This is a genomic window from Pseudoxanthomonas sp. CCNWLY206-1, assembly GCF_039710385.1.
Taxonomy (GTDB): domain Bacteria; phylum Pseudomonadota; class Gammaproteobacteria; order Xanthomonadales; family Xanthomonadaceae; genus Pseudoxanthomonas_A.
The window spans coordinates 59,941-85,682 of sequence record NZ_JBDKXI010000001.1; the positions used below are offsets into that span (position 1 = coordinate 59,941).

Annotated in this window: 24 protein-coding genes and 1 tRNA gene; 12 read left to right on the forward strand and 13 right to left on the reverse strand. The window is 63.2% G+C overall.

Translation table 11 applies throughout. The features are described 5' to 3' along the window. The first annotated feature begins 434 nt into the window (after window positions 1-434). Window positions 435-3,194, forward strand: a complete 2,760-nt coding sequence (locus tag AADW18_RS00235) for a TonB-dependent receptor (RefSeq protein WP_337341341.1) — start codon at window positions 435-437, stop codon at window positions 3,192-3,194. A 134-nt stretch (window positions 3,195-3,328) separates the two neighbouring features. Here AADW18_RS00235 and AADW18_RS00240 read toward each other — a convergent pair. Beyond that, window positions 3,329-3,404: transfer RNA gene (locus AADW18_RS00240), tRNA-Ala, on the reverse strand. 16 nt (window positions 3,405-3,420) lie between these two features. Continuing rightward, the gene (gene rnd / locus AADW18_RS00245; RefSeq protein ID WP_337341342.1) at window positions 3,421-4,530 is read right to left on the reverse strand and encodes a ribonuclease D; all 1,110 of its coding nucleotides are present in this window, start codon (window positions 4,528-4,530) and stop codon (window positions 3,421-3,423) included. Window positions 4,531-4,975: 445 nt separating this feature from the next. Between rnd and AADW18_RS00250 the strand changes: the two genes are divergently transcribed. Genes AADW18_RS00250 through AADW18_RS00260 form a run of 3 tightly spaced genes read left to right on the forward strand, consistent with a single transcriptional unit; the run spans window position 4,976 to window position 8,178 of the window. Continuing rightward, the gene (locus AADW18_RS00250; protein ID WP_337342084.1) at window positions 4,976-6,718 is read left to right on the forward strand and encodes a formylglycine-generating enzyme family protein; all 1,743 of its coding nucleotides are present in this window, start codon (window positions 4,976-4,978) and stop codon (window positions 6,716-6,718) included. Window positions 6,719-6,727: 9 nt separating this feature from the next. Further along, entirely contained in the window at window positions 6,728-7,642 is a 915-nt protein-coding gene (locus tag AADW18_RS00255; protein ID WP_337341343.1) for a M48 family metallopeptidase, read from the forward strand. Continuing rightward, the gene (locus tag AADW18_RS00260; protein ID WP_337341344.1) at window positions 7,639-8,178 is read left to right on the forward strand and encodes an SRPBCC family protein; all 540 of its coding nucleotides are present in this window, start codon (window positions 7,639-7,641) and stop codon (window positions 8,176-8,178) included. Before AADW18_RS00255 ends, AADW18_RS00260 begins: the two co-directional genes overlap by 4 nt. Before the next feature lie 105 nt (window positions 8,179-8,283). On the opposite strand, the gene AADW18_RS00265 is transcribed toward AADW18_RS00260, so the two are convergent. From AADW18_RS00265 to gluQRS, 6 genes are all read right to left on the reverse strand, one after another. Next, window positions 8,284-8,454: a hypothetical protein gene (locus AADW18_RS00265; RefSeq protein ID WP_337341345.1), complete on the reverse strand. Its 171-nt coding sequence runs from the start codon at window positions 8,452-8,454 to the stop codon at window positions 8,284-8,286. A gap of 58 nt (window positions 8,455-8,512) precedes the next feature. Then, complete coding sequence (phbB, locus tag AADW18_RS00270) at window positions 8,513-9,244, reverse strand: acetoacetyl-CoA reductase (protein ID WP_337341346.1); 732 nt, start codon at window positions 9,242-9,244, stop codon at window positions 8,513-8,515. A gap of 80 nt (window positions 9,245-9,324) precedes the next feature. Beyond that, window positions 9,325-9,837 (reverse strand): polyhydroxyalkanoate synthesis repressor PhaR, encoded by a 513-nt coding sequence (phaR, locus tag AADW18_RS00275; protein WP_337341347.1) that lies wholly within the window; start codon window positions 9,835-9,837, stop codon window positions 9,325-9,327. Between the two features lie 267 nt (window positions 9,838-10,104). After that, entirely contained in the window at window positions 10,105-11,025 is a 921-nt protein-coding gene (locus AADW18_RS00280; RefSeq protein WP_337341348.1) for an oxygenase MpaB family protein, read from the reverse strand. Window positions 11,026-11,078: 53 nt separating this feature from the next. Beyond that, window positions 11,079-11,819, reverse strand: a complete 741-nt coding sequence (phbB, locus tag AADW18_RS00285; protein WP_337341349.1) for an acetoacetyl-CoA reductase — start codon at window positions 11,817-11,819, stop codon at window positions 11,079-11,081. Window positions 11,820-11,865: 46 nt separating this feature from the next. Continuing rightward, on the reverse strand, window positions 11,866-12,777 hold the full coding sequence (gene gluQRS / locus AADW18_RS00290; protein ID WP_337341350.1) for a tRNA glutamyl-Q(34) synthetase GluQRS: 912 nt from the start codon (window positions 12,775-12,777) through the stop codon (window positions 11,866-11,868). Between the two features lie 115 nt (window positions 12,778-12,892). On the opposite strand from gluQRS, the gene htpX reads away from it, so the two are divergent. Beyond that, window positions 12,893-13,777: a protease HtpX gene (gene htpX / locus AADW18_RS00295; protein WP_337341351.1), complete on the forward strand. Its 885-nt coding sequence runs from the start codon at window positions 12,893-12,895 to the stop codon at window positions 13,775-13,777. 146 nt (window positions 13,778-13,923) lie between these two features. Here htpX and AADW18_RS00300 read toward each other — a convergent pair whose 3' ends face one another. Together AADW18_RS00300 and epmB are read right to left on the reverse strand one after the other, a co-directional pair. Continuing rightward, window positions 13,924-15,999 carry an EAL domain-containing protein gene (locus tag AADW18_RS00300; RefSeq protein ID WP_337341352.1) on the reverse strand — a complete coding sequence of 692 codons (2,076 nt, stop codon included), beginning with the start codon at window positions 15,997-15,999 and terminating at the stop codon, window positions 13,924-13,926. A 239-nt stretch (window positions 16,000-16,238) separates the two neighbouring features. After that, window positions 16,239-17,258 carry an EF-P beta-lysylation protein EpmB gene (gene epmB, locus AADW18_RS00305; protein WP_337341353.1) on the reverse strand — a complete coding sequence of 340 codons (1,020 nt, stop codon included), beginning with the start codon at window positions 17,256-17,258 and terminating at the stop codon, window positions 16,239-16,241. A gap of 99 nt (window positions 17,259-17,357) precedes the next feature. Here epmB and efp point away from each other — a divergent pair, with 99 nt between their 5' ends. From efp to folE2, 7 genes are all read left to right on the forward strand, one after another. Next, window positions 17,358-17,924: an elongation factor P gene (gene efp / locus AADW18_RS00310; protein ID WP_337341354.1), complete on the forward strand. Its 567-nt coding sequence runs from the start codon at window positions 17,358-17,360 to the stop codon at window positions 17,922-17,924. Between the two features lie 16 nt (window positions 17,925-17,940). Further along, window positions 17,941-18,156 carry a hypothetical protein gene (locus AADW18_RS00315; RefSeq protein WP_337341355.1) on the forward strand — a complete coding sequence of 72 codons (216 nt, stop codon included), beginning with the start codon at window positions 17,941-17,943 and terminating at the stop codon, window positions 18,154-18,156. Window positions 18,157-18,163: 7 nt separating this feature from the next. Further along, window positions 18,164-19,501, forward strand: coding sequence for a TRZ/ATZ family hydrolase (locus tag AADW18_RS00320; RefSeq protein ID WP_337341356.1), 1,338 nt, complete (start codon window positions 18,164-18,166; stop codon window positions 19,499-19,501). Window positions 19,502-19,605: 104 nt separating this feature from the next. Continuing rightward, a complete protein-coding gene (gene ubiG / locus AADW18_RS00325) occupies window positions 19,606-20,340 on the forward strand; it encodes a bifunctional 2-polyprenyl-6-hydroxyphenol methylase/3-demethylubiquinol 3-O-methyltransferase UbiG (RefSeq protein ID WP_337341357.1) in 735 nt (244 codons plus the stop codon). Continuing rightward, a complete protein-coding gene (locus tag AADW18_RS00330) occupies window positions 20,333-21,055 on the forward strand; it encodes a phosphoglycolate phosphatase (RefSeq protein WP_337341358.1) in 723 nt (240 codons plus the stop codon). Before ubiG ends, AADW18_RS00330 begins: the two co-directional genes overlap by 8 nt. Before the next feature lie 159 nt (window positions 21,056-21,214). Next, the gene (locus tag AADW18_RS00335) at window positions 21,215-21,940 is read left to right on the forward strand and encodes a phytoene/squalene synthase family protein (RefSeq protein WP_337341359.1); all 726 of its coding nucleotides are present in this window, start codon (window positions 21,215-21,217) and stop codon (window positions 21,938-21,940) included. A 122-nt stretch (window positions 21,941-22,062) separates the two neighbouring features. After that, on the forward strand, window positions 22,063-22,995 hold the full coding sequence (gene folE2 / locus AADW18_RS00340; RefSeq protein WP_337341360.1) for a GTP cyclohydrolase FolE2: 933 nt from the start codon (window positions 22,063-22,065) through the stop codon (window positions 22,993-22,995). A 261-nt stretch (window positions 22,996-23,256) separates the two neighbouring features. Here folE2 and AADW18_RS00345 read toward each other — a convergent pair whose 3' ends face one another. From AADW18_RS00345 to yidD, 3 genes are read right to left on the reverse strand one after another with little or no spacing between them, the layout of a single operon-like run. Further along, complete coding sequence (locus tag AADW18_RS00345; RefSeq protein WP_337342085.1) at window positions 23,257-24,066, reverse strand: M23 family metallopeptidase; 810 nt, start codon at window positions 24,064-24,066, stop codon at window positions 23,257-23,259. Between the two features lie 38 nt (window positions 24,067-24,104). Beyond that, a complete protein-coding gene (locus tag AADW18_RS00350) occupies window positions 24,105-25,457 on the reverse strand; it encodes a dihydroorotase (protein WP_337341361.1) in 1,353 nt (450 codons plus the stop codon). After that, the gene (yidD, locus tag AADW18_RS00355; RefSeq protein WP_337341362.1) at window positions 25,457-25,705 is read right to left on the reverse strand and encodes a membrane protein insertion efficiency factor YidD; all 249 of its coding nucleotides are present in this window, start codon (window positions 25,703-25,705) and stop codon (window positions 25,457-25,459) included. The genes AADW18_RS00350 and yidD overlap by 1 nt, the downstream gene beginning before the upstream one ends. Window positions 25,706-25,742: the final 37 nt, after the last annotated feature.

Consider the following 25,742-nt stretch of genomic DNA (forward strand, 5'->3'; position numbering starts at 1 on the left):
TTTTTTTTTTTTTTTATTTTTTTGTTGCGGTCCCCCCCCCATTCGGGGCCCTTTTTTTTGTGGTGGGGGGGGGGGGCCCCCCCCCCCCCCCCCCACTCCCACAGGGATGCAATGCCGAGCTGGCGCCATACCGATCTGCGCAGTGTCGCCCACTCATGGGTTCGGTCAGACACAGCGTCAAGACAGACAGGCCTATTCATATTGCCCGTACCGTCGTCTCGCCCGGTGCGCACCGACCTATCCCATGCAACCCAAACCAAGTTGCCGGACGCCATTTCCCCCGATGAATACGTATGCAGTGCGATTTGTGCGGGGCTTGCCACGACTACCATTGCCGCACGTTTCAGGGCCCTTGCCCTGACGTAGTAGACCCGGGCGATCGCCATTGGCGACGCACCCGGGTCACCGCACACAACATCCTTGGAGAGGGGAATATGTTGCAATTCAAGCGCAATCTGCTGAGCGCGGCGCTGGCGTCTGCCATGACGCTGACCGCGACGGGTGTACAGGCCCAAACCGCCGAACCGGCACCCGAACAAACCGGACCGGAAGCCACCCAGCTGGACACGGTGGTGGTCACCGGCATCCGCCGCGGCATCGAGAGCGCCATCGCGGTCAAGCGCGATTCCACTTCCATCGTCGAAGCCATCTCGGCCGAAGACATCGGCAAGCTGCCCGACGTCAGCATCGCCGAATCGCTGGGACGCTTGCCAGGTTTGGCAGCGCAGCGCGTTGCGGGCCGTGCGCAGGTCATCAGCGTGCGTGGCCTGTCGCCCGATTTCTCCACGACCTTGCTCAATGGTCGCGAGATGGTCAGCACCGGCGACAACCGCAGCGTTGAGTTCGATCAATATCCTTCCGAGCTGGTGAACGGCGTGACCGTCTACAAGACGCCTGATGCCGGGTTGGTCGGCCAGGGCCTGTCGGGCACCGTGGACATGCAGACGGTTCGCCCGTTGAGCTTCGATGGCCCTGTCGGTGCCATTGGTCTTCGCGGCCAGCGTAATTCCCTGGGCGCGGCGGCCGACGCTTCCGCCTATGGCGAACGCATCAACGTCAGCTACATCACCCAGTCCGAAGACCGCCGGTTTGGTTTCTCGATCGGTTACTCGCACTCGGACACGCCCATCCAGGAAAACCAGGTTGGCCTGTATGAGCCATGGAAGACGGATGCGCGTCCCGGTCTGCCCGCGGGCACCTTCGCCAGCGACGGCATCAAGGCTTTGCGCCGCACCGGCAACACCGAACGCGATGGCGTACTGGCCACCGTCCAGTTCCGCCCCTCCAACGCGTGGACCAGCACGTTGGACCTGTTCCACTCCGAAGCCACACAGATAGACACCGCCAACCAGTGGGAAATGAACACGCAATACAACGGTTCTTTCCCGTGCAATCCGGAATGCGTCTACAGCAACGTCAGCGTTAACGACAACGGCACGTTCACAGGCGGCACGCTGACGGGTGTCTACCCGCTGGTGCGCGGCATGTACAACAAGCGCGAAGACGAGATCAACGCATTCGGCTGGAACAACGAGTTCAACGTAGGCCAGGTACGCGTCGTCGCCGACCTCGGTTATTCCAAGGCCAAGCGCGATGAGATCAATCTGGAGAACAACACCCAGCTTTTGCCAAATCCCGATCCCCGATACGACACGGTGCAGTTGAGCTACCGCAACAACGGCTTCTCGCAGATGGTGCCGACCCTGGACTATTCCGATCCGTCGCAGTTGTACCTTCGCGGCACGATCTATGGTTCCGGCTACGGCAAGACACCGAGCGTCGAAGACGAGTTGAAGACCTTCAAGCTGGCGGCGGAGCTGCCGGCTCCTGCCATGTTGGGTTGGCTTTCCGGCATCGATGTGGGCCTGAACTACGCCGACCGCGCAAAGTCGAAGCGTCAGCCGGAAGGCGATATCAGGGTCGGCCCGCAAGGTGAGACTGCGATTGCTGCGGATCTGCAGTATCGCCCCGTGAACCTGGGTTTCGCCGGTCTCGGCTACATCCCCGCATGGAACGTGCCGGAAGCGGTCGCTCGTTACATGATCTTCGAGCCGAACACCCTGGCCCCGCACTTGGTAGCGAAGTCCTGGGACGTGGACGAGGAAACCACCACGGCCTTCATCAAGGGCAATATCAACACCGATTGGGGCGACGTAGCGGTACGCGGCAATTTCGGCGTGCAGGTACAGCGTACCGAGCAATCCTCCGACGCGGTCCAGCTCACCAATAATGGAACGCCTGAGCCGATATCCCTCGGCAAGACCATGACGGATGTACTGCCCAGCATGAACCTGTCGTTCGCGTTCGCGAACGATCAGACGCTTCGCGTGGCGATGGCAAAGCAGGTCGCGCGTCCGCGCGTAGACCAGCTGCGGGCATCGATCGGAGTGGACGTGTCGAACGGGCCGGATTCAAGCGGCGAACGGACGGTCACCGGCAGCGGCGGTAATCCGCAGCTCGACCCATGGCGCGCTTATGCGTTCGATATCTCCTACGAGAAGTACTTCGGCAACAAGGCTTATGTCGCCGCCGCGTACTTCTACAAGGACCTGCGCTCCTACATCTACACCCAGACCGATCCGTTCTTCGACTTCTCGCAGTTCACTGCCGGCATTCCAGAGCATCCCGAGTATCCCGGCATTCCCATTTCCCAAACCGGAAGCTATTCCGCGCCCGCCAACGGCGAGGGCGGTACGCTGCAAGGTCTTGAGCTGACGGCATCGCTGCCGCTGGATCTGTTCTGGGAGCCGCTTGCCGGTTTCGGCGTGGTGGCCAGCGCCAGCTTCAGCGACAGCAACATCAAGATCAGGGACCCGGAAAGTGCATCCAGCGTCGGCAGCGGCGACATCAGCCTGCCAGGCCTGTCGGACAGGGTCTATAACTTGACCGCCTATTACGAACGCAACGGATTCGAGGCGCGCGTCAGCCAGCGCAAACGCTCCGACTTCATCGGTGAAATCGGCAACTTCAACGGCAACCGGTCACTGCGCTATGTGGTCGGTGAAGAAATCACCGACGCGCAGCTCAGCTATACGTTTGCTGATGACAGCGCGTTGGCTGGTCTAAGCGTGCTGTTCCAGGTCAGCAACTTGACTGACGAATCCTACCGGACCTACGCCGAGTCGAAGGACCGTCCGCTTGAGTACATCGAGTGGGGCCGCACTTATCTGCTGGGTGTGAATTACAAGTTCTAAAACAGCAACGACCGCAATATGCTTCAAAGCCCGCCGGTGTCATGCTGGCGGGCTTTTTTACGTCGATTGAGTTGCCTGCGTGAACGGCTTCGCGTCACAAAAAAAGCCAGGCTTTCGCCTGGCTTTTTTGTTTTTGGTGGAGAGGATGGGGATCGAACCCACGACCTCGTCATTGCGAACGACGCGCTCTCCCAGCTGAGCTACCCCCCCACGGGGCGGTGCAAGTTTAGCGCTGTGGGGAGGCCGATGCCAAGTCGGCGGGCTTGAGCAAGGGGCCGAGGACGGGCTCCAGTTCAGCGCGGCGCCAGCCGGCGAGGGCGTTGGGCCAGCGACCGGATTCCACCAGTGCTTCCAGGTAGCGACGGGAAGCTAGCACGCCGTCGGGGAGGCCGAGTTCAGCGGTACGTGCGGATACGGCGTCTTGCAGGCGCTTCAGTACTGACTTGTCCGCGTCGCTGGCGTTGCGCGCCAGCGGTGCTTCGGCTTCGTCGGGTAGCGGGCTGTTCAATGCGTCCCAGATGGCGTCGGCCAGCTTGCGCGGCGACTTGGGCGAGGCTTCCAGCTGGCGTAGCAGTGCGGCTCGGTCCGCTGGCGGCGTGCGTGCCAGTGCGACCGCCAGTTCGTTATCAAGAATCCAGCTGCGCGGTTTGTCGCTGCTGCGTGCCTGCGCGTCGCGCCAGCGCAGCAGGCGGATCAGGCGATGTTGTGCATCCGGTTCCAGGAATTGCGCGCTGCGCATCGATAGATGTGGCCAGCGTTCGCCTTCGTCCTGTGCGGCGTTTTCGACGAAACGGGCGCAGTCTTCCTGCAGCCAGTTCATGCGCGCGGACCCCTTCAGCTTGGCTTCCAGCGCATCCTGCAGCGCGAACAGGTATTGCACGTCATCGGCGGCGTATTTCAGTTGCGATTCGCTGAGCGGGCGGCGCATCCAGTCCGAACGTGTTTCGCCTTTTTCCAGCGCCACGCCGGTCACCTGTTCCACCAGTTTCTGGTAGCCGATGCCGCCGGCCACGCCGGCCAGGGCGGCGGCGATCTGGGTGTCGAACAGCGGCGTCGGCAGGGTGCCGCAGGTGTACTTGAACGCCACCAGGTCTTCGCTGGCGCCGTGCATGACCTTGAGGATCGAGGTGTCCGCCAGCACCGGGGCCAATGCATCGGTCATGCCCGGCGCCAAGGGATCGATCAGCAGGATTTCCGCGCCGATCGCCATCTGCACCAGCGCCAGTTGCGGCCAGTAGGTGCGTTCGCGAACGAACTCGGTATCCAGACCGATGCGGGAAGGGCGCTGCTGCAAATGCGCGTGCAGTGCGGCGGGGGTGTCAATCCAATGGGGCACGAAATCTCCGCTGAATGCGTTGTCTGCTCAGGCAGGCGACAATAGCCTAACGTCGCCGGCCGGGATACCGCTGGACCGGCATTCGGAACTCGGAGGTCCATTGCGAGCGATCCTAGAACCTGCATGTAGAGCGGAGCTTGCTCCGCTGGTCGTGTCTGGAGCCGGTATGCGGAAAGCTAGCGGAGCAAGCTCCGTTCTACGAGAGGCTGCGGCCAAAATGGGAAAAGGCAGCGGAGCAAGCTCCGTTCTACGAGAGGCTGCGGCCAAAATGGGAAAAGGCAGCGGAGCAAGCTCCGCTCTACGAGAGGGCGCGGCCAGTATGCGAAAAGGCAGCGGAGCAAGCTGTGCTCTACGACCAGCCCTGCTGCTGTTGGCGTTGTTGTGCGGTTGTTCGCCCAAGGCGCCTTCCACCGCCGAAGGCGACGCGGCAAACGGCGACGTCCGTATGCCCAGCGTGACGGTGAGCGGCGATGAAAGCGGCGCTGAGGTGCTGAACTGGCAGCCGCCGGCCGTGGAGATTGCACCTGACGAGCTGGGCGCTGCGCGCCGCCGGGCCGACAAGGCACTGACGGAGGATCGCTTGTACGCCACCGCGGAAGATGCGGTGCCGCTGTACCTGGCCATTTCGAAGGTGGCTCCCGACGACCAGCGGGCCAAGGCCGGCCTTGAGAAATCGCTGGATGCGTTGCTGCAGCAAGGCAGTGCTGCACTGAAACACGCTGACGACAAAGCGGAATCGCTGCGCCGCGCCCGCGAGATCGCCGCGGTCGTGCGTACATTGAAGCCAGACGACGAAGCCGTATTGGCCTATCTGTCCCGCGTCGACGAGGTCGAGCAGCTTTCGCGCCTGAATACCGCCAGTGAACGCGACCTGCGTGAAGGCCGCCTGGGCGAGCAGGGCGGCGGCGCCCTGGCGGGGTTCCGCGAAGTGCTGAAGTGGAAACCGGGCCAGCCCCGTGCTATGCAAGGTGTGGCCGCGGTGGAAAGCGCCTTGATCCGCCGGGCGGAAGAAGCCGCGGCGGCCGGCGATTTCGACACCGCCGAAGTCTGGCTGCGCCATGCTGCGAAGGTGCGTGAGGAAGCCCCCACGGAAGCACCCACGATTGCCGATGCCAAGCAACGCATCGCCTCCACCCGCATCGCCCGCATCGCCGAGTTGCGAGACGCCGGGCTGCGCGATCTCGCCACCCCCTTGGGTCTGAAAGCCGCCCGCGAGAAACTGACCGAAGTGCTGCGCATCGCCGAGCCCGGCAACCGCATGGCTGCCGACTTCCGCGAACGCATCGACCTGGCCACCTATTACGGGCTGTTCCGTCCCGGCCAGGCGTTCACCGATGCCTTGCAGAACGGCGGCCGCGGGCCTGAGATGGTGGTGGTGCCGCACGGCGGGTTCCGCATGGGCGCCGACGAAGAGGAAGATGATGCCGCCGACGCTGAAAAGCCGGCCCACTACGTGCGCTTCGACCGCGGCTTCGCGATGTCGCGGCACGAGGTGACGGTGGGCGAATTCCGCCGTTTCGTCGAAGCCACAGGGTATCGTCCGCGCGCCACCCGGCGCGGGCATTCCATTGTCTACGACGAGCGCAGCGGCAATTTCGCCCGCCGCAGCGGCGTGGATTGGCAGTCCGACTACAGCGGCGGCAAGGCCAGCGACGATTTGCCGGTGCTGCACGTCAGCGTCTATGACGCCGACGCTTACGCCAACTGGCTGGCCGCGCAGACGGGGCAGAGTTATCGGTTGCCCAGTGAGGCGGAGTTCGAATACGCGCTGCGTGCGGGTACTCAGGGGCGGTACCCCTGGGGCAATGGCGCGCCGCCGCGCCGCATTGGCAACCTGACCGGCAGCAATGACGTATCTCCCAGCGGCCGGCGCTGGAACAACGCCTTTCCAGGGTATGGCGATGGCTATTGGGGGCCGGCGCAGGTGAACCGGTTCCAGCCCAACGCCTGGGGCCTTCACGACATGAGCGGCAATGCCAGCGAATGGGTGGCCGATTGCTGGCACGCCAGTTTCCGGCGCGCCCCGGCCGATGGCGCATCATGGTTCAATCCCGGTTGTCGGTCGCGGGTGCTGCGGGGCGGTTCCTGGGCCAGTTCCCCGGCGCAGACGCGGGCGGCGTGGCGTTCGTTATCGGATTCGGATATGACTAATGCGCGGGTGGGTTTCCGCGTCGTGCGTGGCATCTAGGAGAAGGTGATGAGGAACGATCCATTTGGCCAAGGACGTTACGAACAGGGCGGCGGCCGGCAGCGGCGCGGATTGTTCGGCAACGTGCGCTGGCTGGTTCTGCTGGGCTTCCTGGTTTATGGCGGCTGCTATTACTTCAGCAACCGGGTGGTCGATCCCTACACCGGCGAGAAGGTGCTGATCGACGGCTCGATAGGCGTCGAGGAAGAAAAAGCGCTCGGTCTGCAGGCCTATCAGGAAATACTGGCGCAGGAGCGCCCGGTCGATCCGAACTCGCAGATCGCACGCGACATCAAGCAGATCGCGCAGCGCCTGATCGACAAGGTTCCGGAAGTCGAAGCCGCGATCGCGCAGGAGCGCGGCACGCAGCCAAGCGGCAACTGGAAAACATTCGAGTGGGACGTCAACGTCATCCAATCGGACCAGGCCAATGCTTTCTGCCTGCCGGGCGGCAAGATGGCGGTCTACACCGGGCTGGTGCCGGTGGCGAAGAATGCCGATGCCATGGCGGTGGTGATGGGCCACGAAATTGCCCACGCATTGCTGCGCCATGGTGCGCAGCGCATGTCGCAGCAAAAACTGACCCAGATCGGGCAGATGGCGGGCGCCATGAGCGGCATGGATCCGCAACAGCAACAGATGGTGATGGCGGCGATGGGCTACGGCTATCTGCTGCCTTACGCACGTAGCCACGAGACCCAGGCCGATGAAGTGGGCCTGATGCTGGCAGCCGCTGCGTGTTTCGATCCCAAGGAAGCCGTGCCGTTGTGGGAACGCATGAGCGAAGCCAGCGGCGGTCAGGCTCCGCCGGAGTTTTCTTCCACTCACCCCAATCCCGGCACGCGCATCCAGAACCTGACGGCGCTGATGCCCAGAGCGATGGAATACCGGCAGCGGTTCTGCAAAGAAGCGGCGGCGCAGTGAACAAATCCGTCTTGGCACTGACGGTATTGGCAGCAATGACTGCCGCGGCGCCTTGTGCGTTCGCTGAAGTCAAGGACGCCGCACCGGACGGGTTCACCGTGGAGAATTCGCAGTGGGTGCCGGCAGCGCCGGAGATCGCGTGGAAAGCGTTTGCGCATGACGTGGGCCGTTGGTGGCCAGCCGATCACACGTGGTGGGGCGATGCGTCCAAGCTTTCTATTTCGGAAAAGGCCGGCGGCTGCTTCTGTGAAATCGACGGCACCCGCGAGGCATGGCATATGACGGTGACTTTCGTCGAACCCGGCAAGCTGATGCGAATGACGGGTGGTCTGGGGCCACTGCAGGGCATGGGACTGAGCGGTGCTTTGGAATGGCGCTTCGTACCGGAAAACGACGGCACGCGAATCACCTTGCATTACCGCGTGGGCGGTTACAGCCCGGATGATCTAAGCAAGTTCGCTCCGGTGGTGGACAAGGTGCAAGGATCGCAATTGGCGGGATTGGCGAACTACATACGCGCTTCGGCCAAGCCGTAAGACAGACCTCGTAGGAGCGGCGTCCCGCCGCGAGCTCTTCTCGCTTTATCGCGATCTGACAGGAAGAGCTCGCGGCGGGACGCCGCTCCTACACAAGCCCCGCCGTTAGAGACGATTGAACACCGTCGCCAGCACCAGCAGGACGAAACCACCTACCACCAGCCAGAACGCGTGCGGCGCGAGCGTCGGGATGTAGCCGAAGCGCGCGGCGATGCCGCCGCTGCCCAAGAGCAACGCGATCAGCCAGACGCCAAAGGTAGGTGGGGTGAGTTTCATCCATATCTCCTGATTTATTTATAACGATCCAAGCACAAGCGCACATCATAGCCGTGCATCAGAAACTCATGAACAGTCCGCCGTTGACCGGGATGTTGGCGCCAGTGATATAGCCGGCAGCATCGTCGCTCAAGAACGCCACTGTGCGTGCGATATCCGACGGCTCGCCGATGCGCCCGACCGGCACCGAAGCGATGGTGCGTTCGCGTACTTCCGCGGGCATCGCCTGGGTCATGCCGGTGTCGATATAGCCGGGCGAAACGCTGTTGACGGTGATGCCCTTGGCGGCCACTTCGCGCGCCAGCGACATGGTCAAGCCATGCAGCCCGGCCTTGGCGGCGGCATAGTTGGTCTGGCCGAAATTGCCGGTCTGCCCGCTGACCGAACTGATGTTGACGATGCGCCCGAACCGGCGCGACAGCATGCCATCCACCGCGTGCCGGCACAGATTGAAAGCACCGCTCAGGTTGATGTCCAGCACCGCGTCCCATTGCGCGCGGTCCATCTTGCGCAGGGTGGCGTCGCGGGTGATGCCGGCATTGTTGATCAGGATATCGAGTGAGCCATGCTGCAGCTGCACACGTTCGATAAAAGCGCCGCAGGCGTCGAAGTCGCCTACATCAAGCGGCTCGAAATGGATATCCAGTGCATGCGATTCGTTCTGGAAATCGGCAAAACGCGCCGGCAAGTCGGCAGCGATAACGCGCCGTCCCGCGCGCGCAAGTGCCTTGCAGATTGCACTGCCCAAACCGCCGGTACCGCCAGTGACCACGGCCACGCGCTGCGTCATGCGTTAACTCCAGAAAGATTATTTATGGCATCAAAAAGCCCGCACACGAATGCGCGGGCTTCGGGGGTTGCGGAAGAAGATCAGCGGGCGCGCGTTTTCGGCGTCTCGCGTTCGCGTGGAGCTTCCTTTGGTTTGACGCCGACGGTGGGACGACCCAGCCCGCCGCTGAGGTTGCGCTGGAATTCCTGCCACAGCTCCAGATTGCGTTCGGTCAGCTGGTTCATCATGGTCCACGGGGTCTGGCCCAGCATGCTGCCCATCTGGCTGCGGAACTGCTGCTGCTGTTCCATGAACAACTGCATGCTGCGCTCCAGATAATTGCCCATGAAACCCTGCAGCGAATCGCCGTAGAACCGAATGATCTGGCTGAGCAATTGAGTGGACAGCACCGGCTCGCCGTCCTGTTCCTGTTCACTGATGATCTGCAGCAAAACGGTGCGGGTCAGATCGTCACCCGTCTTGGCGTCGCGGACTTCGAAGTCTTCGCCATCGACGATCAGCTGGCGCACGTCCTCGATGGTGATGTAGCTGGAAATCTCGGTGTCGTACAGACGGCGGTTGGGGTATTTCTTGATGATGCGGATCGCGCCCATTGAGCAACACTCTAAAATACGTATGTTGCGCAGCATGACGCAGCGCAACAGCCCTTGCAACTGCCGAAGGTCCGGGTTGCCTGTTCAGCCTTAAAGAATGCTGCGCAGCATTTTGAGAGCCGGGGAAGGGGAATGGGGAGATGGGAAACGGAAGAGCGAGGCTGCGATGGCGGTTGGGTTCGTTGAGGCAGCTATGGAGCGCCGAATTTGATCGATCTTATGCCATCGCCAAATCATCGGTGGCAATGGTCAGATAGGGCGGCGCCTTTACGGCCAGTGCTCGAGCAACGCGGGATCCTTGCCTACCCGGCGGCAGGCACGAGGGGCTACGCCGTCGTCCAGGGCGATGCGGAACAGCGGAGCGATGGCACGCAGCGTGCGTGCCGACAGGACCGCCTGCAGGCGTTGCGCTGGCCCGCGCTGTAGCAGCGGGCCCGCCCAGCCGGGCAGCAGAGCGGCTCCGGCACCCAGGAACAACGCCCGCGACAGGCCGGCCGCCGGGACCGGCAGGCGGATCCGTGCCAGCACCGCCAATACTTCGCGTGAGCGTTCGTCGTAGCGCAGCTCGCCGCGCACACGTGCGAAGTAGTCGCGTACTTCTGCTTCCGACGCGGGTACTTCACGCGCGCCCAGCGCTTCTGCGACCCGGCGGACTTCGGCGTAATAGGTGTCGGCGGCGCCGTCAGGCAGCGGCATCTGCGCGTAGCGGCGGAAGCCTTCCAGAAAGCCGTAGCTTTCGGTGATGTGGACCCAGGTGAGCAGGCGCGGATCGTCGGCGCTGTACGCTGTGCCGTCCTGGGCCAAGCCGCGTACCTGCGTGTGGATGGCAGCGACCCGTGCTATCAGCTTTTCGGCTTCCGGCCGCGACGCGTACGTGGTGCCGGCGACGAAGTTGGTGGTGCGGCGCAAGCGTCCGACCAGGTCCGTACGGAAGTTCGAGTGGTCCCAGACACCGGCCAGCGCCAGCGGATGCAAGGTCTGCAGCATCAGCGCGCACAGGCCGCCGGACAACATGCCGGGAAAATCGGAGTGGATGCGCCAGGTGATGCTGTCAGGGCCAAACAGGCCAGGATCGCCCTGCGGGCGGTCGTAATCTATGCCGCTCTGGCCGCGCGGGAATGCGCTCAGGACCCAGCGGCGAATCTGGGCGGAAGCGGGAGCAACGAGGGCGCGGAGTGCGGGTTTCATGGAAGTTTCCATGATCCCACGCACCCGGCCCTTCGATTGCCGCTCCGGTTTCCTTACCACCCCATGTGGTGGCCGCCGTTGATATCCAGATTGGAGCCGGTGATCCAGGCAGCCTGATCGTCCACCAGGAAAGCGACCGCGTAGGCGATTTCCTCAGGCTTGCCCAGTCGCCCGGTCGGGATGTCAGCGGCGATCTTGGCGCGGACTTCTTCCGGCACCGCCATCACCATGTCGGTAGCCACGTAGCCCGGCGACACGGTGTTCACGGTGATGCCCAGCTTGGCGTTTTCACGCGCCAGGGAAATGGTGAAGCCATGCATGCCGGCTTTGGCGGCGGCATAGTTGGCTTGGCCGTACTGGCCTTTCAAGCCATTGATGGAGCTGATCTGGATGATCCGTCCCCATTTGCGTTCGCGCATGCCCTCGATGATCGGACGCGTCATGTTGAACACCGAGTTGAGGTTGGTGTTGACCACCTCGCCCCATTGTTGCGACGTCATGCGATGGAAGGTGGTGTCGCGAGTGATGCCGGCGTTGTTGATCAGGATATCGACCGGGCCGAGCTGTTGTTCGACCGTCCTGACGATGGTTTCCGCATCCTCAGGCGAAGTCACGTCGCCCTTGACCAACGTGATGGGGTAGCCGTCGGCCTGCATCTGCGTCTTCCAGGCCTGTGCTTTTTCTTCGTTACGATAGTTGGTGGCTACCTTGTGGCCCATGTCGGCCAGCTTTTTGCAGATGGCGGTACCGATGCCTCCGGTGCCGCCCGTGACCAGGGCAACGCGTGATGTCATGTGATAGCTCTCCGAATGCCGCCGAGGGGGAGGCGACCGTCCGATTCTAGTCAGCGTTCGCGGTAGTTTTGTTGTGCAGTGCAGCGAGCCTGATCGACGGTACTTTGGGAAGCGCCTGCGGGTCGAAATTCGCCCGGGCTGCCGCCAACGCAAACGTGATCGTTTGGTGCGCGGCCAGCGCCGCGGTGTCCTGGCCTAACGCCTGCCAGGCCAACGTGATGGCGGGCAACGGATCATTCGCATCCACCGGCAGCGCCGCCGTCGATTTGGACAGCTTCTGCCCGTGCTCATCCACTATCAGCGGTAGATGCAGATAGCGCGGGGTAGGCAGGCCGAGCGCGCGTTGCAGCAGAATCTGCCTGGCCGTGGAGTCCAGCAAGTCGGCGCCGCGTACCACATCAGTGATGCCTTGAGCGGCGTCATCCACCACCACCGCCAGTTGATAGGCCCAGCAACCATCGGCGCGTTTGAGCACGAAGTCGCCCACCTCCGCAGCCACGTCCTGGCACTCCTCGCCTTGCAGTCCATCGGTAAAGTTCACCACGGCGCCATCCGGTACGCGCAGCCGGATAGCGGGATCGGACCGTTCACGACGTGCGACGCATTGGCGATGGATGCCACCGGTTGCTGCCAGATCGCTGCGGCTGCAATGGCAAACGAATGCATCGCCGCTGGTCAGCAGTTCGTCCAAGGCCTGCTGATAAGCCGCATGGCGCTGGCTCTGCCATAGCACCGGTCCATCGGAGTCCAACCCGAACGCCGTCAACGTTTCCAGTTGCGACTGCGCGGCGCCGGAAACTTCCCGCGGCGGATCGAGATCTTCCACCCGCACCCACCATTCGCCGCCAGCATGGCGCGCCAACAGCCAGCTGCCGAACGCCGCCAGCAGCGATCCGAAATGCAAGGCGCCGGTAGGCGAGGGGGCGAATCGGCCGCGATACGGTGCTGGTTCGGACATGGTGTGGCGATGGCTCGGAAGCTGAATAGTCGCTCAGCGAATCGCTTGAATTCTACCCAGCGCAACCGCAGTTAAAGCGAGGAAATCCATATCAATCTTTGACCGGAGGTTTGTTGTGTTCAACCGTATCGCCCTTTTCCTCGCCACCAATCTGGCGGTGCTGATGCTGGCGGGCATCGTGATGTCGGTGTTGGGCGTGCACCCCGGGCAGATGAGCGGCTTGCTGGTGATGGCGGCCATCTTCGGCTTCGGTGGTTCCTTCATTTCGCTGCTGCTCTCCAAGACCATGGCCAAGCGCGCTACTGGCGCGCAGGTGATCGAGCAGCCACGCAACGAGGCTGAACGCTGGCTGGTGACCACCGTGCAACGCCAAGCCCAGGCGGCCGGCATCGGCATGCCGGAGGTGGCGGTATACGACGCGCCGGAGATCAATGCGTTCGCCACTGGTGCCAACCGCAACAAGGCGCTGGTCGCCGTGTCGACGGGCTTGTTGCGCTCGATGAGCCGCGACGAAGCCGAGGCGGTGCTGGCGCATGAAGTCAGCCACGTCGCCAATGGCGATATGGTGACGATGGCGCTGCTGCAAGGCGTGTTGAATACCTTTGTGATCGTGCTGGCGCGCGTGGTTGGCGGCATCATCGACAGCTATCTGTCGGGCAATCGCGAAGGCGAGCGTGGACCTGGCTTGGCGTATTTCCTGATCGTGATGGTGCTGGAAGTGGTGTTCGGATTGTTCGCCACGATGATCGCGATGTGGTTCTCTCGTTATCGTGAGTACCGTGCCGATGCGGGTGGCGCGCATCTGGCCGGTCGGCAGAAGATGATCGCGGCGCTGGAGCGCTTGGCGGCCAATCAGAAGCCGAGCACATTGCCCGCCCAGGTGGAAGCCTTCGGTATTGCGGGAGGCCTCGGCCAGGGTTTACGCAAGTTGTTCCTGAGCCATCCGCCGCTGGAGCAACGTATCGCGGCGCTGCGCAGCGCGCAGGTGGCGATGGCCTGACGTCTGTCTGCTTCGCTACAAGAAAAGCCCGCATTCGCGGGCTTTTCTTTTTCTGGCATCCAGCGTGCGCTATGCGCACGATCCGGAAAGGTGAAAAGCCGTGCGCACAGCGCACGCTACGGCCATGACCACTTATTTCGGGAATATCAGCTGAAGTCGTAGTTCATCACCGGGCCAGAAGTCGCCAGGAAGTTGCCTTGCACGTAATCGACGCTGGCCGAGAACAGGAAGGCCATCGTCGCGGCGTCCTGCACATGCTCGGCCACCGTCAATATGCCCAATGCTTGTGCACGTTCGGCGATCTCGCGGATCTTCTGTTGATGTTCGGGCGTTTTCGACAGTTCCTCAGTGAAAACCCGGTCCACCTTGAGGAAGGTCGGCTGGAAGTGCGACAGCAGCTGGAACGAATCCAGGCCCGCGCCGAAATGCTCCAGGCCCACTTGGCAGCCCAGCTTGGAAGCGCCGGTCTGGAATGTCTGCGCATGGCGCAGATGCGTGAATACCTTGGCTTCGGGCGTTTGCAGCCACAGGCAATCGCCGGTGACGTCATGCGCCGCCAGCTGCTTGGCGATGAGGTCCAATAGCCGGTTGTCGGCGAAGGAGGCCGGGCTTACCTTCACGATCAATCGGGTGGCGTGGCCGGCTCGCTTGCGTTCGGCCAGCACTTCGATGGCACGGTTGACGACCCAGCGGTCGATCGCGTCCAGCAGGCCGTGTTCCTCGGCAATGCCAATGAACGATTGCGGCGTTACCAACTCGCCGCCGGATTCCAACCGCAGCAACGCCTCGTAGACTTCGCCAGGTTCGCCCTGCAGGCTGACCACTGGCTGGTAATGCAGCAGGAAGCCGCCATCGGACAAGGCTTTCTTCAGGCGATCGATCCAGTTCTGCACACGTTCTTCTTCGGCACGGTCCACTGCGCCGGGGTCGAAGATTTCAAAGCGGTTGCCGCCCAGATGAGTGGCCGCATGCAGGCTGTCGGTGGCGCGCGTCAGCACCTGGCCGACGCTGGCGATTTTTTCGCCAATCTGCACGCCGCCGATGCTGGTAGTCACCGAAGCGGAGCGTTCACCGACGTTGACTACGTGCGATGCGAAGGCGGCGCGCAGCTTCTCCGCCAATGCTGCCGTGCGCGCGTGATTGCCTTGCAGCAGCACGGCAAGGGTACGTTCGCCGAAGCGCGCGGCAATGGTTCCCTTGTCCAGCTTTTCGTTCAGCCGCGCCGCCAGTGCTGCCACGAAATCATCGGCCGAATCGATACCGATGTCCTGCAGCAGGCGCTGATAGTGATCGGGTTCGACCAGCAGCAAGGCGAACTGGCTTTCACCGCGAGCCACCTGGCTGACGGCATCTTCCAGTTCGCGCAGAAAGGTCGGGCGGTTGAGCAGGCCGGTGACCATGTCGCGTTGGCGCAGGTCTTCCACTTCGCGCGCCAGTTCCGGATCGAACTCTTCGCGGCGGCGGAACACCACCTGCACGCAGGATTCGCCCTCGTAGCTGGCGGTGGCGAATTCCAGCGTCGCCGGAAAGGATTCGCCGTCCAGGCTGCGTGCTTCCAGTTCGAACCGTGGCGGCGTCGCTTCGCCTTTGCCCAGGTTCTTCAGCAGCGCCTTGAAATCGTTGACGTACTGCGGTGCGACCAGATCCAAGAGCGACAGTCCTTCGACGTCGTCGAAGGATTCGAAGCCGAACATTTCCAGGTACGCCTCGTTGGCACGAATGTGCATGCCTTCGTGGATATAAGCGATGGGATCGCGCGAAGAGGCGATCAAAGCATCGCAGCGGCGCTCGGTCTCGCGCAGCTGGCCTTCCAGCCGGCGCAGCGCCCGGCGCGCGTCCAGGTCCGTCCACTCGGTGCGCAGAACATTCAACAGGTGTTCGTTGTGGCCACGGAGAGCTACCGCGCGCGCGCCACTGGCCAGATCGGCGATCAGGTCCGCCTCGACGATGGCGTCGGCCAACACGATGACCGGGACGTCCTTGCCGCTGGCATCGACCTGCGCCAGTACCGCGGCCAGCGGAATGGCCTTGGCCGAGCGCGACGCCAGCACCAGGTCTATCGGCTGCGCCGCCACCATCTGGCCCAGCTCGTTGGCATCCAATGGCCGCAAGGGCCGTACAGCGATACCGCCATTACGCAGTGCGCTGACGACGGCTTCTGCGTCTTCGCCGCTGTCGTCGACGATCATCAATCGAAGAGTGGTGTCTTTACCGATCTGCATGCAACGCTTCCGCCAGGGCAGCGCGTTTAATACACGATGGGCGGGAAAGCGTCCATTGCGGCGGTCGCAGAAAGGGGGAAGTCGCGCGCTGCGCACGCTGTGAAGGGTGAGTGGTAAATGGGGAAGTCGGCCGCTGCGCGGCCTGAGAAGGGAAGCGGACAGGGCCGTGGTCTGACTTGGCAGGGCGCACAGCGCCCGAATTCACCCTTTACAGCGTGCGCAGCACGCGACTTCTCCTGCTAAAGCGGCCGCTTGCCCGTATCGCCTGGGACTTCCCTCACCAGCCGCGGTACCAGGTAGCCGGATAACCGCGCAGCCAGCGCGGCATGCAGGGCCAATGCCTGGGCATCCCCGATTTCGAAATGGGCCACGCCCGCCACCCGGTCCAATTGGTGCAGGTAATAGGGCAGCACCCCGGCGGCGAAGCAGCGCTCGCTAAGGTCGGCCAACGCGTCCACGCTGTCGTTGACGCCGCGTAGCAGGACGGCCTGGTTGAGCAGTTGCACCCCGGCTTGCCTCAGCCGCGACAGCGCGGCATCGACCGAAGCGTCGAACTCGTTGGCGTGGTTGGCATGGATCACGAAAGCGACCGGCCAGGGCAGGGCAGCCAGCCAATCCACCAGGGCGTCATCGACACGCTCGGGCAGCACCACTGGCAAACGGCTGTGGATGCGAAGGCGTTTCAGGTGTGGGATGCCAGCCAAGGCGTCGGTCAGCTCGGCCAGCTTGGAGGTCGCCAGCGACAATGGATCGCCGCCGGACAGCAACACTTCGTCGATGCTGGCATCGGCACGGATCAGCGCCACGGCCTCGCGCCAGCCGTCGCGGGCGGCGGTCTCTTCGGCATACGGGAAATGCCGGCGGAAGCAGTAACGGCAATGCACCGCGCAGCTGCCGGTCGCCACCAACAATGACCGGCCCTGGTACTTCTGGATGACGCCGGTGCCGGCGCGCGCGGTACTGTCGCCCACCGCGTCCAGGGCGAAGCCGGGCACCGGCCGCATTTCGTCATCCAGTGGCAGTACCTGGCGCAACAGCGGATCGTCCGGATTGCCGTGGCGCATCCGGGCAATGAAGCCGCGCGGCACCCGCAGCGGAAACTGAGCGGTGGCTTCGGCGGAAACCCGGTCAGCCAAACCGTCCAGTCCCAGCAGCGACAGCAACTCGGCCGGATCGCGCACCGCCTCGCGCCACGCTTGTTGCCAACGCGGCGGCTGCAGGGCGGCAGGCTGTATAGGGTTGGGGGCAGCGGTTATCATGTCAGGTCTGAAAACACCCGCCGGTCGCGGCGGGCTTCCCATTCTATCCGGCCGGCCGTATGCAGCGGCGGGTTTGCCTTTACCTTCAGGAGCACATGCATGGCCAGTTACGGCATGAACGACGTCAAGAACGGGATGAAGATCCTGGTCAACAGTGAACCAGCGGTCATCACCGACACCGAATACGTCAAGCCGGGCAAGGGCCAGGCTTTCACCCGCGTGAAATACCGCTTCATCAAGTCCGGCCGCGTGGTCGAACTGACCATGAAGGCCACCGACTCGCTCGAGGCAGCCGACGTGGTGGATACCGACATGCAGTACCTGTATTCGGACGGCGAGTACTGGCATTTCATGCAGCCGGAGACCTTCGAGCAGGTCCAGGCCGACAAGACCGGCATGGGCGGCGCCGAAAAATATCTGAAGGGCGAAGAAGCCTGCGTGGTGACCCTGTGGAATGGCACGCCAATCGCGGTGCAGCCGCCGAACTTCGTTGAACTGAAAATCACCGAAACCGACCCGGGCGTCCGCGGCGACACCTCCGGCGGCGGCGGCAAGCCGGCTACCCTGGAAACCGGCGCGGTCGTGCGCGTGCCGTTGTTCGTGGGCCAGGACGAAATCATCAAGGTTGATACCCGTACCGGCGAATACGTCAGCCGCGTCAAGTAATGAACTTCTTCATCCGATGAATCCCTACGTCACTTATCTGATCGGCTGGGCCGCGGGTGTATTGCTCGCCGGCCTGGGCGTCATGCTGTGCTGGAATTTCACACTGCCCAAGCTGTTCCCCCGCGTTCCGCGGCTCGGCTACGGGCGGGCACTGGCATTGATGCTGCTGTGCTGGCTGCTGTTCGGTGCGGGGGCTTTTGGCTTGACGTATACCCTGGGTTTTGGAATTTGAGGCACGCATGACCGAACACACCCGCGAAACCTGCGACCTGTTGATCGAAGCCGGTTTCGTGGTGCCGGTGGTACCCCACGGCGTGGTGCTGGAAGACCACGCGGTGGCGGTGCGCGGCGGCGAGATCGTCGCCGTTCTGCCCACACCTGAAGCGCGGCAGCACTTCGACGCCGCGCGCGTTGTCTCGCGCCCGGAGGCGGCGCTGATTCCCGGCCTGGTCAACGCACACACACATAACCCGATGACGCTGCTGCGTGGCGTCGCCGACGACCTGCCGCTGATGGAATGGCTGCAGCAGCACATCTGGCCGGTGGAAGCCGCAGTGATCGGCCCGGAGTTCGTCGCCGATGGCATGGCGCTGGCCATTGCCGAGATGCTGCGCGGCGGCACCACCTGCGCAAGCGAGAACTATTTCTTCCCGGATGTGCAGGCAGCGGTCTACAAGCGTCACGGCTTTCGTGCCTTGGTCGGCTTGCCGGTGATCGATTTCCCCACCGCGTGGGCGAGCAGCTCGGACGAGTATTTTGATCGCGCCGGTGAAGTGCACGACCAATGGCGAGGCGATGACCTGATCGGCACCGCCTTCGCTCCGCATGCGCCGTACACGGTGAGCGACGCCAACTTCGAACGCGTACGCATGCTGTCGGATCAACTGGATGTTCCGGTGCACCTGCACACTCATGAAACCGCGCAGGAAATCACCGACTCGCTGAAGCAGTACGGTCAACGCCCGCTGGCAAGGCTCGATCGATTGGGACTGGTCAATGATCGCCTGATCGCCGTGCACATGACCCAGGTCATCGAGGCGGAAATCCATCTGTGCGCCGAACGTGGCGTATCGGTGGTGCATTGCCCCGAATCCAACCTGAAACTGGCTTCTGGCTTCTGCCCCGCTTGCGCCCTCCAGCGCGCGGGCGTCAACCTGGCCATCGGTACCGACGGCTGCGCCAGCAACAACGACTTGGACATGTTCAGCGAGACGCGCACCGCCGCGCTGCTGGCCAAGGCGGTGGCCAGCGATGCCACTGCGTTGGATGCGCCCACCGCGCTGCGTGCCGCGACACTCGGCGGCGCGAAGGCGCTGGGATTCGGCGACAAGGTCGGCTCCATCGAAATCGGCAAGCAAGCCGACCTGGCCTGCGTCGACCTGTCAGCGCTGGAGACGCAGCCGCTGCATCATGTGATCTCGCAGTTGGTCTATGCCACGGGGCGCCATCAGGTGACCGATGTGTGGATCGCAGGCCGGCCGCGAATGGTCCAGCGCGAGCTGATAGATATCGATGTGGATGCGTTGGTCGCCAACGCCAGGCAATGGCGCGCGCGTATCCGTTCGATCCACGCCTGAACCGCTCCCGCCGCGTGCTGGCGCCGTCATGACCAGCCATTCGGCTGTTAAAAAGCGTTTCCAGCGTAAGCTGGACCCATTCCGATTTCGCGTGACTTGCCGGCATGAATACTTCCTCCACTCCTGCACCAGACAACTTCGACCAAGCCGAACTCGATAAATTCGGTGCGCTCGCCAATCGTTGGTGGGACGAGCAGGGTCCGCAAAAAGCGTTGCACGCCTTGAATCCGGTGCGACTGGACTATGTACGCCGACGGGCAGTGTTGGCTGGCGCGCAGGTGCTGGATGTGGGCTGCGGCGGCGGATTGCTCAGTGAGGCGTTGGCCAAGGAAGGAGCTTCGGTAACGGCCATCGACCTGGCGCCGGAACTGATCAAGGTAGCGAAGCTGCACCGGTTGGAATCGGGCGTGCAAGTGGACTACCGCCTGCAGTCGGTGGAAGCACTGGCGGAGGAGCGTCCGGCCAGTTTCGATGCCATCACCTGCATGGAAATGCTGGAACACGTGCCGGATCCGGCGGCGATCATTCGTGCGTGCGCCACGCTGCTGAAGCCGGGTGGGCGCTTGTTCCTGTCCACGCTCAATCGCACGCCCGCCGCGTTCGCTTTGGCCATCGTCGGCGCCGAGTACGTCGCGCGGTTGCTGCCCAAAGGCACTCATCACTATCAGGACTTCATCAAACCGGCTGAGTTGGCGGCATGGCTGCGCGACGCGGATATGCAGTTGGAAGATGTCAGCGGACTGGCATACGAGCCATGGCGCAACGGCGCCCGCCTGATCGGCCGCACCGACGTGAACTACCTGGCCTGTGCGGTGAAGCAGGAAATAGGGAATGGGTAATAGTGAAGCGGAAAAGCAGATGCGGATAGGCAAATTTCCCCGGGTTGCCTTGTTCGACTTGGACGGCACATTGCTGGATAGCGCACCGGACATGCTGGTGACTGCCAACCGGATGCGTGACGAACGCGGCCTAGGCGCTGTGTCGTTAGCTGAATTGCGGCCGCACGTTTCCAAAGGCTCTCGCGCCATGTTGGCGATCGCGTTTCCGCATCTGGAGACCGTTGAGCGTGAAGCTTTGGTGCCTGAATTCCTGGAGATCTATCGACAGGAGCTGGGTCAGCACAGTCAGCTGTTCGACGGCGTGGACGCCATGCTGTCGGCACTGGAAGACGCTGGCTCGCTTTGGGGCATCGTTACCAACAAACCTGAGTACTTGGCGCGCGACATCCTGCCGCAACTGGGGTGGGAAAGCCGCTGTGCGGTGTTGATCGGTGGCGATACGCTGGCGGAAAAAAAGCCGCATCCGCTGCCTTTGCAAGTGGCGGCGCAACGGATCGGGGTAGCCGTCGAAGATTGCGTCTATGTGGGCGACGACGAACGCGACATCGTCGCCGCACGTGCAGCGCGAATGCCCTCGATCGCTGCACTGTGGGGCTATCGCCAAGCCGGCGAACGGCCGGAGGAGTGGGGCGCCGACGTGCTGTACGAACTGCCATATGACTTGATCGAACCGGCTGCCTGGCCGTCCTGTGGTGTCGTTGTAGGAGCGACGTAGCTCGACCGTACAGCCTGGCGCGCATGACATTAAGGGCGTCGCCCCGCGAGATGAAGGACCAATAATCCGCCTTTTCTACCGATCCGTGGTCAGCGGTTTCCCCATTCTCCTTGTCGCGACTCACGTCGCTCCCACACGTCCACGATTTCGCATGTCCACATGTCCAATTCCACCGCTCTAGACAGCTTCCTCGATAAATGGCGCGCGCGCTGGCCGGAGTGGCAGATGGCGGAAGTTTTCGTGCCGCCGGCGCGCCGCCCTGTCGCGATCGCCTGGTTCGCGCTGTTGCAGGAATTCGAGGACGTGATGAACGTCGCGGGCGACCCCACGCCGGCTGACGCCAAGCTGGCGTGGTGGGGCGAAGAACTGCGCGACTGGTCGCGCCAGCGTTCGCGGCATCCGTTGGGACGGGTACTGGAACCGCAAACCGCGCCATGGGCAGCGTTGGCGGAAGCATTGCCGCAACTGGTAACGGCGCGTGATCGTCCCGTCGATGCCACAACGGCGTTCTCCGGCTTGCAGGGCTTTGGCGAAGCCGTGGCCGATGTAGAGGCGAGATTGTTCGCCGCATCGGCTTCTGCCTTGCTGGCGGAAGCCGTTGTCGCGCAACTGCTCGCAACGCGTTTGGCCGAAGCCGGCACTGCTGCGCTGCCGCTGGCTGAGGAGAAGGTAATGGCAGCAGGCGACCCGTCGGCGCAGTCGCGTTGTTGGGCCGAGATCCTGTTGCAGCGTTGGCCAGTGCAGCAGGGCGGTCGCGAGCGGCGCATCCTGTCGGCCATGGCACGTGGCCGCCTGCACCGTTTTTCCAAAGCAGGCGAGGCAGCGCCGATGCCTTCCCTCGCGACAGTCGTGTTTACCGCTTGGAGGGCCGCCCGCGGCGGGTGAAGGTGATCGTCGTCTCCGGCTATCGATGCGATAGCCAAGCGAACTTGCCGTAACGGACTGTTTCATCTAGGGATTCAGGCCAAGGGGTAGAATGGCCCGGTCCCCGTTCCCTGTGTATCTCGATGTCCTCCTCTCTGCCACTGGCGCCGCGCGCCGATCTGCCCGATGTCGCTCACCAGAGTGTGCCGCTGGCGCGTCCACTGGATTGGGTCGGCATGGAAGGTATCGCTTTACCCGTGCGTATCCCCGATGGTGCGGGTGGCCAGCTGCAGGTGGCTGCGAGCATCGACCTGTTCGTTGATCTGATTAACCCCGATGCACGGGGCATCCATATGTCGCGCCTCTACCTGCAACTGCAGGAAGGGCTCGCGCGCGAAGCCATTACGCCGGCAGGCCTGCGTCACCTACTGCAGGGTAGTGTGGAGTCCCAGCAGGGATTGGCGTCGCAAGCGCGGCTGAAGATCCGCTACGAGGCATTGCTGCAGCGGCGTGCGCTGGAAAGCGACTACAGCGGCTGGAAGCGCTATCCGGTGGAAATCGAAGCCACTCTGGCGGAAGGGCATATACAGCTGGCGCTTTCGTTCTCGGTCGAGTACTCCAGCACCTGTCCCGCCTCGGCGGCACTATCGCGACAAGCCAACGCGGAGCGTTTCGCGCAGGATTTTGCAGCCGCTCATCCGCTGGCGGTCAATGTCATTCACGACTGGCTGGCTTCCGAGCGTGGCCTGGCGGCTACGCCACATGCGCAGCGCAGCCGCGCGTCGGTGAGGGTGGAACTGCGGCCCCAGTTCGATGAGTTGCCGCTGGTGGCGTTGATCGATGCGTTGGAAGCGGTGCTGGCAACCCCAGTGCAAACGGCGGTGAAGCGAGTCGATGAGCAGGCGTTCGCGCGGCTCAACGCCGAGAACCTGATGTTCTGCGAAGACGCCGTCCGCCGTGTCGCCTCAGTACTCGCCAGCGATCCGCGCATCGCGCGCTATGACGCCACCGTGGCGCACTACGAAAGCCTGCACCCGCATGATGCCGTGGCCCGCGTCAGCGGCACCAATGCTTGAGAAATGCGTAGAGCAGAGCTTGCTCCGCTGCTCTTGTCTTGCTTCTCGCGGTCTTTAGGAATAGCAAGTTCCGACGCGACCAATAAACCTCGCGGAAGCGACGTGAGTCGCGACGTTGATGTTTCCGGTCGCGACTCACGTCGCTCCCACAAGAGAAGATTATTTCCCGCGTTCGAGTACCGCGCCCCGATAGCCGTTCCGGATGCACACTGAAAAACGCGCCGCAGCGCGCCTGGGTGACGAACGACGGACTGTTTTTGACTATTGTCCGCGTTCGAGTACCAGCAAAGGGTCAATGCGCACGTCGAACCAATTCATCCCCCAATGCAAATGCGGCCCAGTCGCCCGCCCGGTAGCGCCCACCGCGCCGATCACCTGCCCCTGTTCGATACGCTCGCCCACGTTCACATCGATACGTGACAGATGCAGGAAGTTGGAGCTGACGCCGTGGCCGTGGTCCAGCAGCAAGGTCCCGCCGGTCAGATAGAGATCGGGTGAAGCGAACGTCACCACGCCGGCTGCCGGCGCCTTGACCGGAGTGCCGGCAGGCGCAGCGATGTCCATGCCGGAATGACCCGCGCCGGCTTGGCCGTTGTAGACGCGAGCGTTGCCGAAGCGGCCGCTGATACGGCCTTGCACCGGCCATTGGAATGCCTGCGCGAAATCTGCGCGGGCGTCGTCCCGGTCCCGCGCGGCAGTCACCAGCGCCTGTTCGCGCTTGATCCGTTCGGCGATCTCTGGCGGCGGGTTCACCGTCTTGGGAGGCACGCCCTTGACGTATTCGGTAGGCCAATCGCGTGGAGTAACTTGGATGGAGACCGTTTCATGCCGGCCGGAAGGCAGCGCGACATCCACCTGCAGCGGTCCTTTTTCGTCGCGCCCAACGCCTAGCACGACCGTTCCATAGGGAGTCGCGCGCAGCGTGCGGCCGCCGTAGCGCACTTCGCTGCCCGAAGGCACCTTTCCCAGGACCATGGCGCCTTGCGACGCCTGAGCGGGAAACACGATCCGCTCATCTGCCATCGGAGCAGACGCCTGTTGCGCCTTGGCGGGCGGTGCAAAGGCGGCGATGAAGCTCGAAACAAGCAGCGCTGACAGCGCCGCCACCCTCACCGATCGAACTCCAGCCTCTGGCCGCCGGGCGTGCCGACCAGATGATCGCCGTTCCACACCATCCGGCCATTGACCCAGGTGGCGCCGATCCGCGAGCGGAAGGTCGTTTCCTCGAAAGGCGACCAGCCGCACTTCGATAGGACGTCCTCGCGCTTTACCGTGAAGGCTTCATCATCGACCAGCACCAGGTCGGCCCAGTAGCCTTCGCGCAGGAATCCGCGTTCCTTCACATCGAACAGTCGCGCCGGCGCGTGTGCGAACTTGTTGACGATCTGCGCCGCGGTGAGCTTCTGCTCGTGCACCAGCTCCAGCGCAGCCACCAATGCGTACTGCACCAGCGGCAGCCCGGACGGTGCCTGCGCATAGGGCTTCGATTTTTCTTCCAATGTGTGCGGCGCGTGATCGGTCGCCAACACGTCGATCACATCGTCGGCCAGTGCCTTGATCAGCGCCTCGCGATCACTGGCATCCTTGATGGCCGGGTTGCATTTGATCAGGTTGCCCAGCCGCGCGTAGTCGCTGCGGTCGAAGCGCAGGAAGTGAACGCAGGTCTCGGCCGTGATGCGCTTGCGAGCACCGTCGGCATGTACCAGCGGCCCGGGAATGAACAGCGCCAGTTCGTCGGCAGTGGAGATATGCAGCACATGCAGGCGCGTGCCGTGCTTGCGTGCAAGCGACAGTGCCAATCGTGTCGATTTGATGCAGGCTTCACGGCTGCGGATGTCGGGGTGCTGCTCGGCGCTCAACGCGTCGCCGTAGCGGGCCTGGAACGCCGCCATGTTGGCGTCGATCGTCGGCGTATCTTCACAGTGAGTGATGATGGGGGTGGGCGCTTCGCGGAAGATCGCATCCAGGGTGTCGGGGTTGTCGACCAACATGTTGCCGGTGGACGCGCCCATGAATACCTTGATGCCCGGCGCGGTCTTGGGGTCCAGGGAGCGGACGTCGTCCAGGTTGTCGTTGCTGGCCCCCAGATAAAAACCGTAATTGCCCCAGGCCCGGCCTTTGGCCCGCTGGTACTTGTCTGCCAGTGCTTCCGCGTTCAGGGTTGGCGGACTGGTGTTGGGCATATCCATGAAAGTGGTCAGCCCACCGGCGACGGCAGCTGCCGATTCCGTGGCGATATCGCCCTTGTGCGGCATGCCGGGTTCACGGAAATGCACTTGGTCGTCGATCATGCCCGGTAGCAGCCAGCGGCCCCCAGCCTCGATCACCTTGTCGTCGGCAAGTGGCCTGATCTCGGCAGCGATCCGAGTGACGCGACCATTCTCGAAACGCAGGTCACCCTCGAATTCGCGGCCTTCATTGACCAGACGGGCGTTGACTATCACGGTACCGGAAGCGGGCATCACGGGTTCCCTGGCGGTGGGGTGGAGGCGGATTTCTCGGGTACCGGGTCGTGTCCGCCGGCATGGAGCGGATGACAGCGGCCGATCCGGCGCAAGGCCAGCCAGCCACCTTTCATCGGACCAAACCGGGCGATGGCTTCCATCGCGTATTCCGAGCAGGTGGGGGCGAAACGGCAGCGCGGACCCAACAAAGGGCTGATGAAACGCTTGTACACCCGCAGGACAGCAATGAGTGCGCGGCCTATCATCGGGCAATGATACGCATGTTGGGGCTCGTTACCGTCA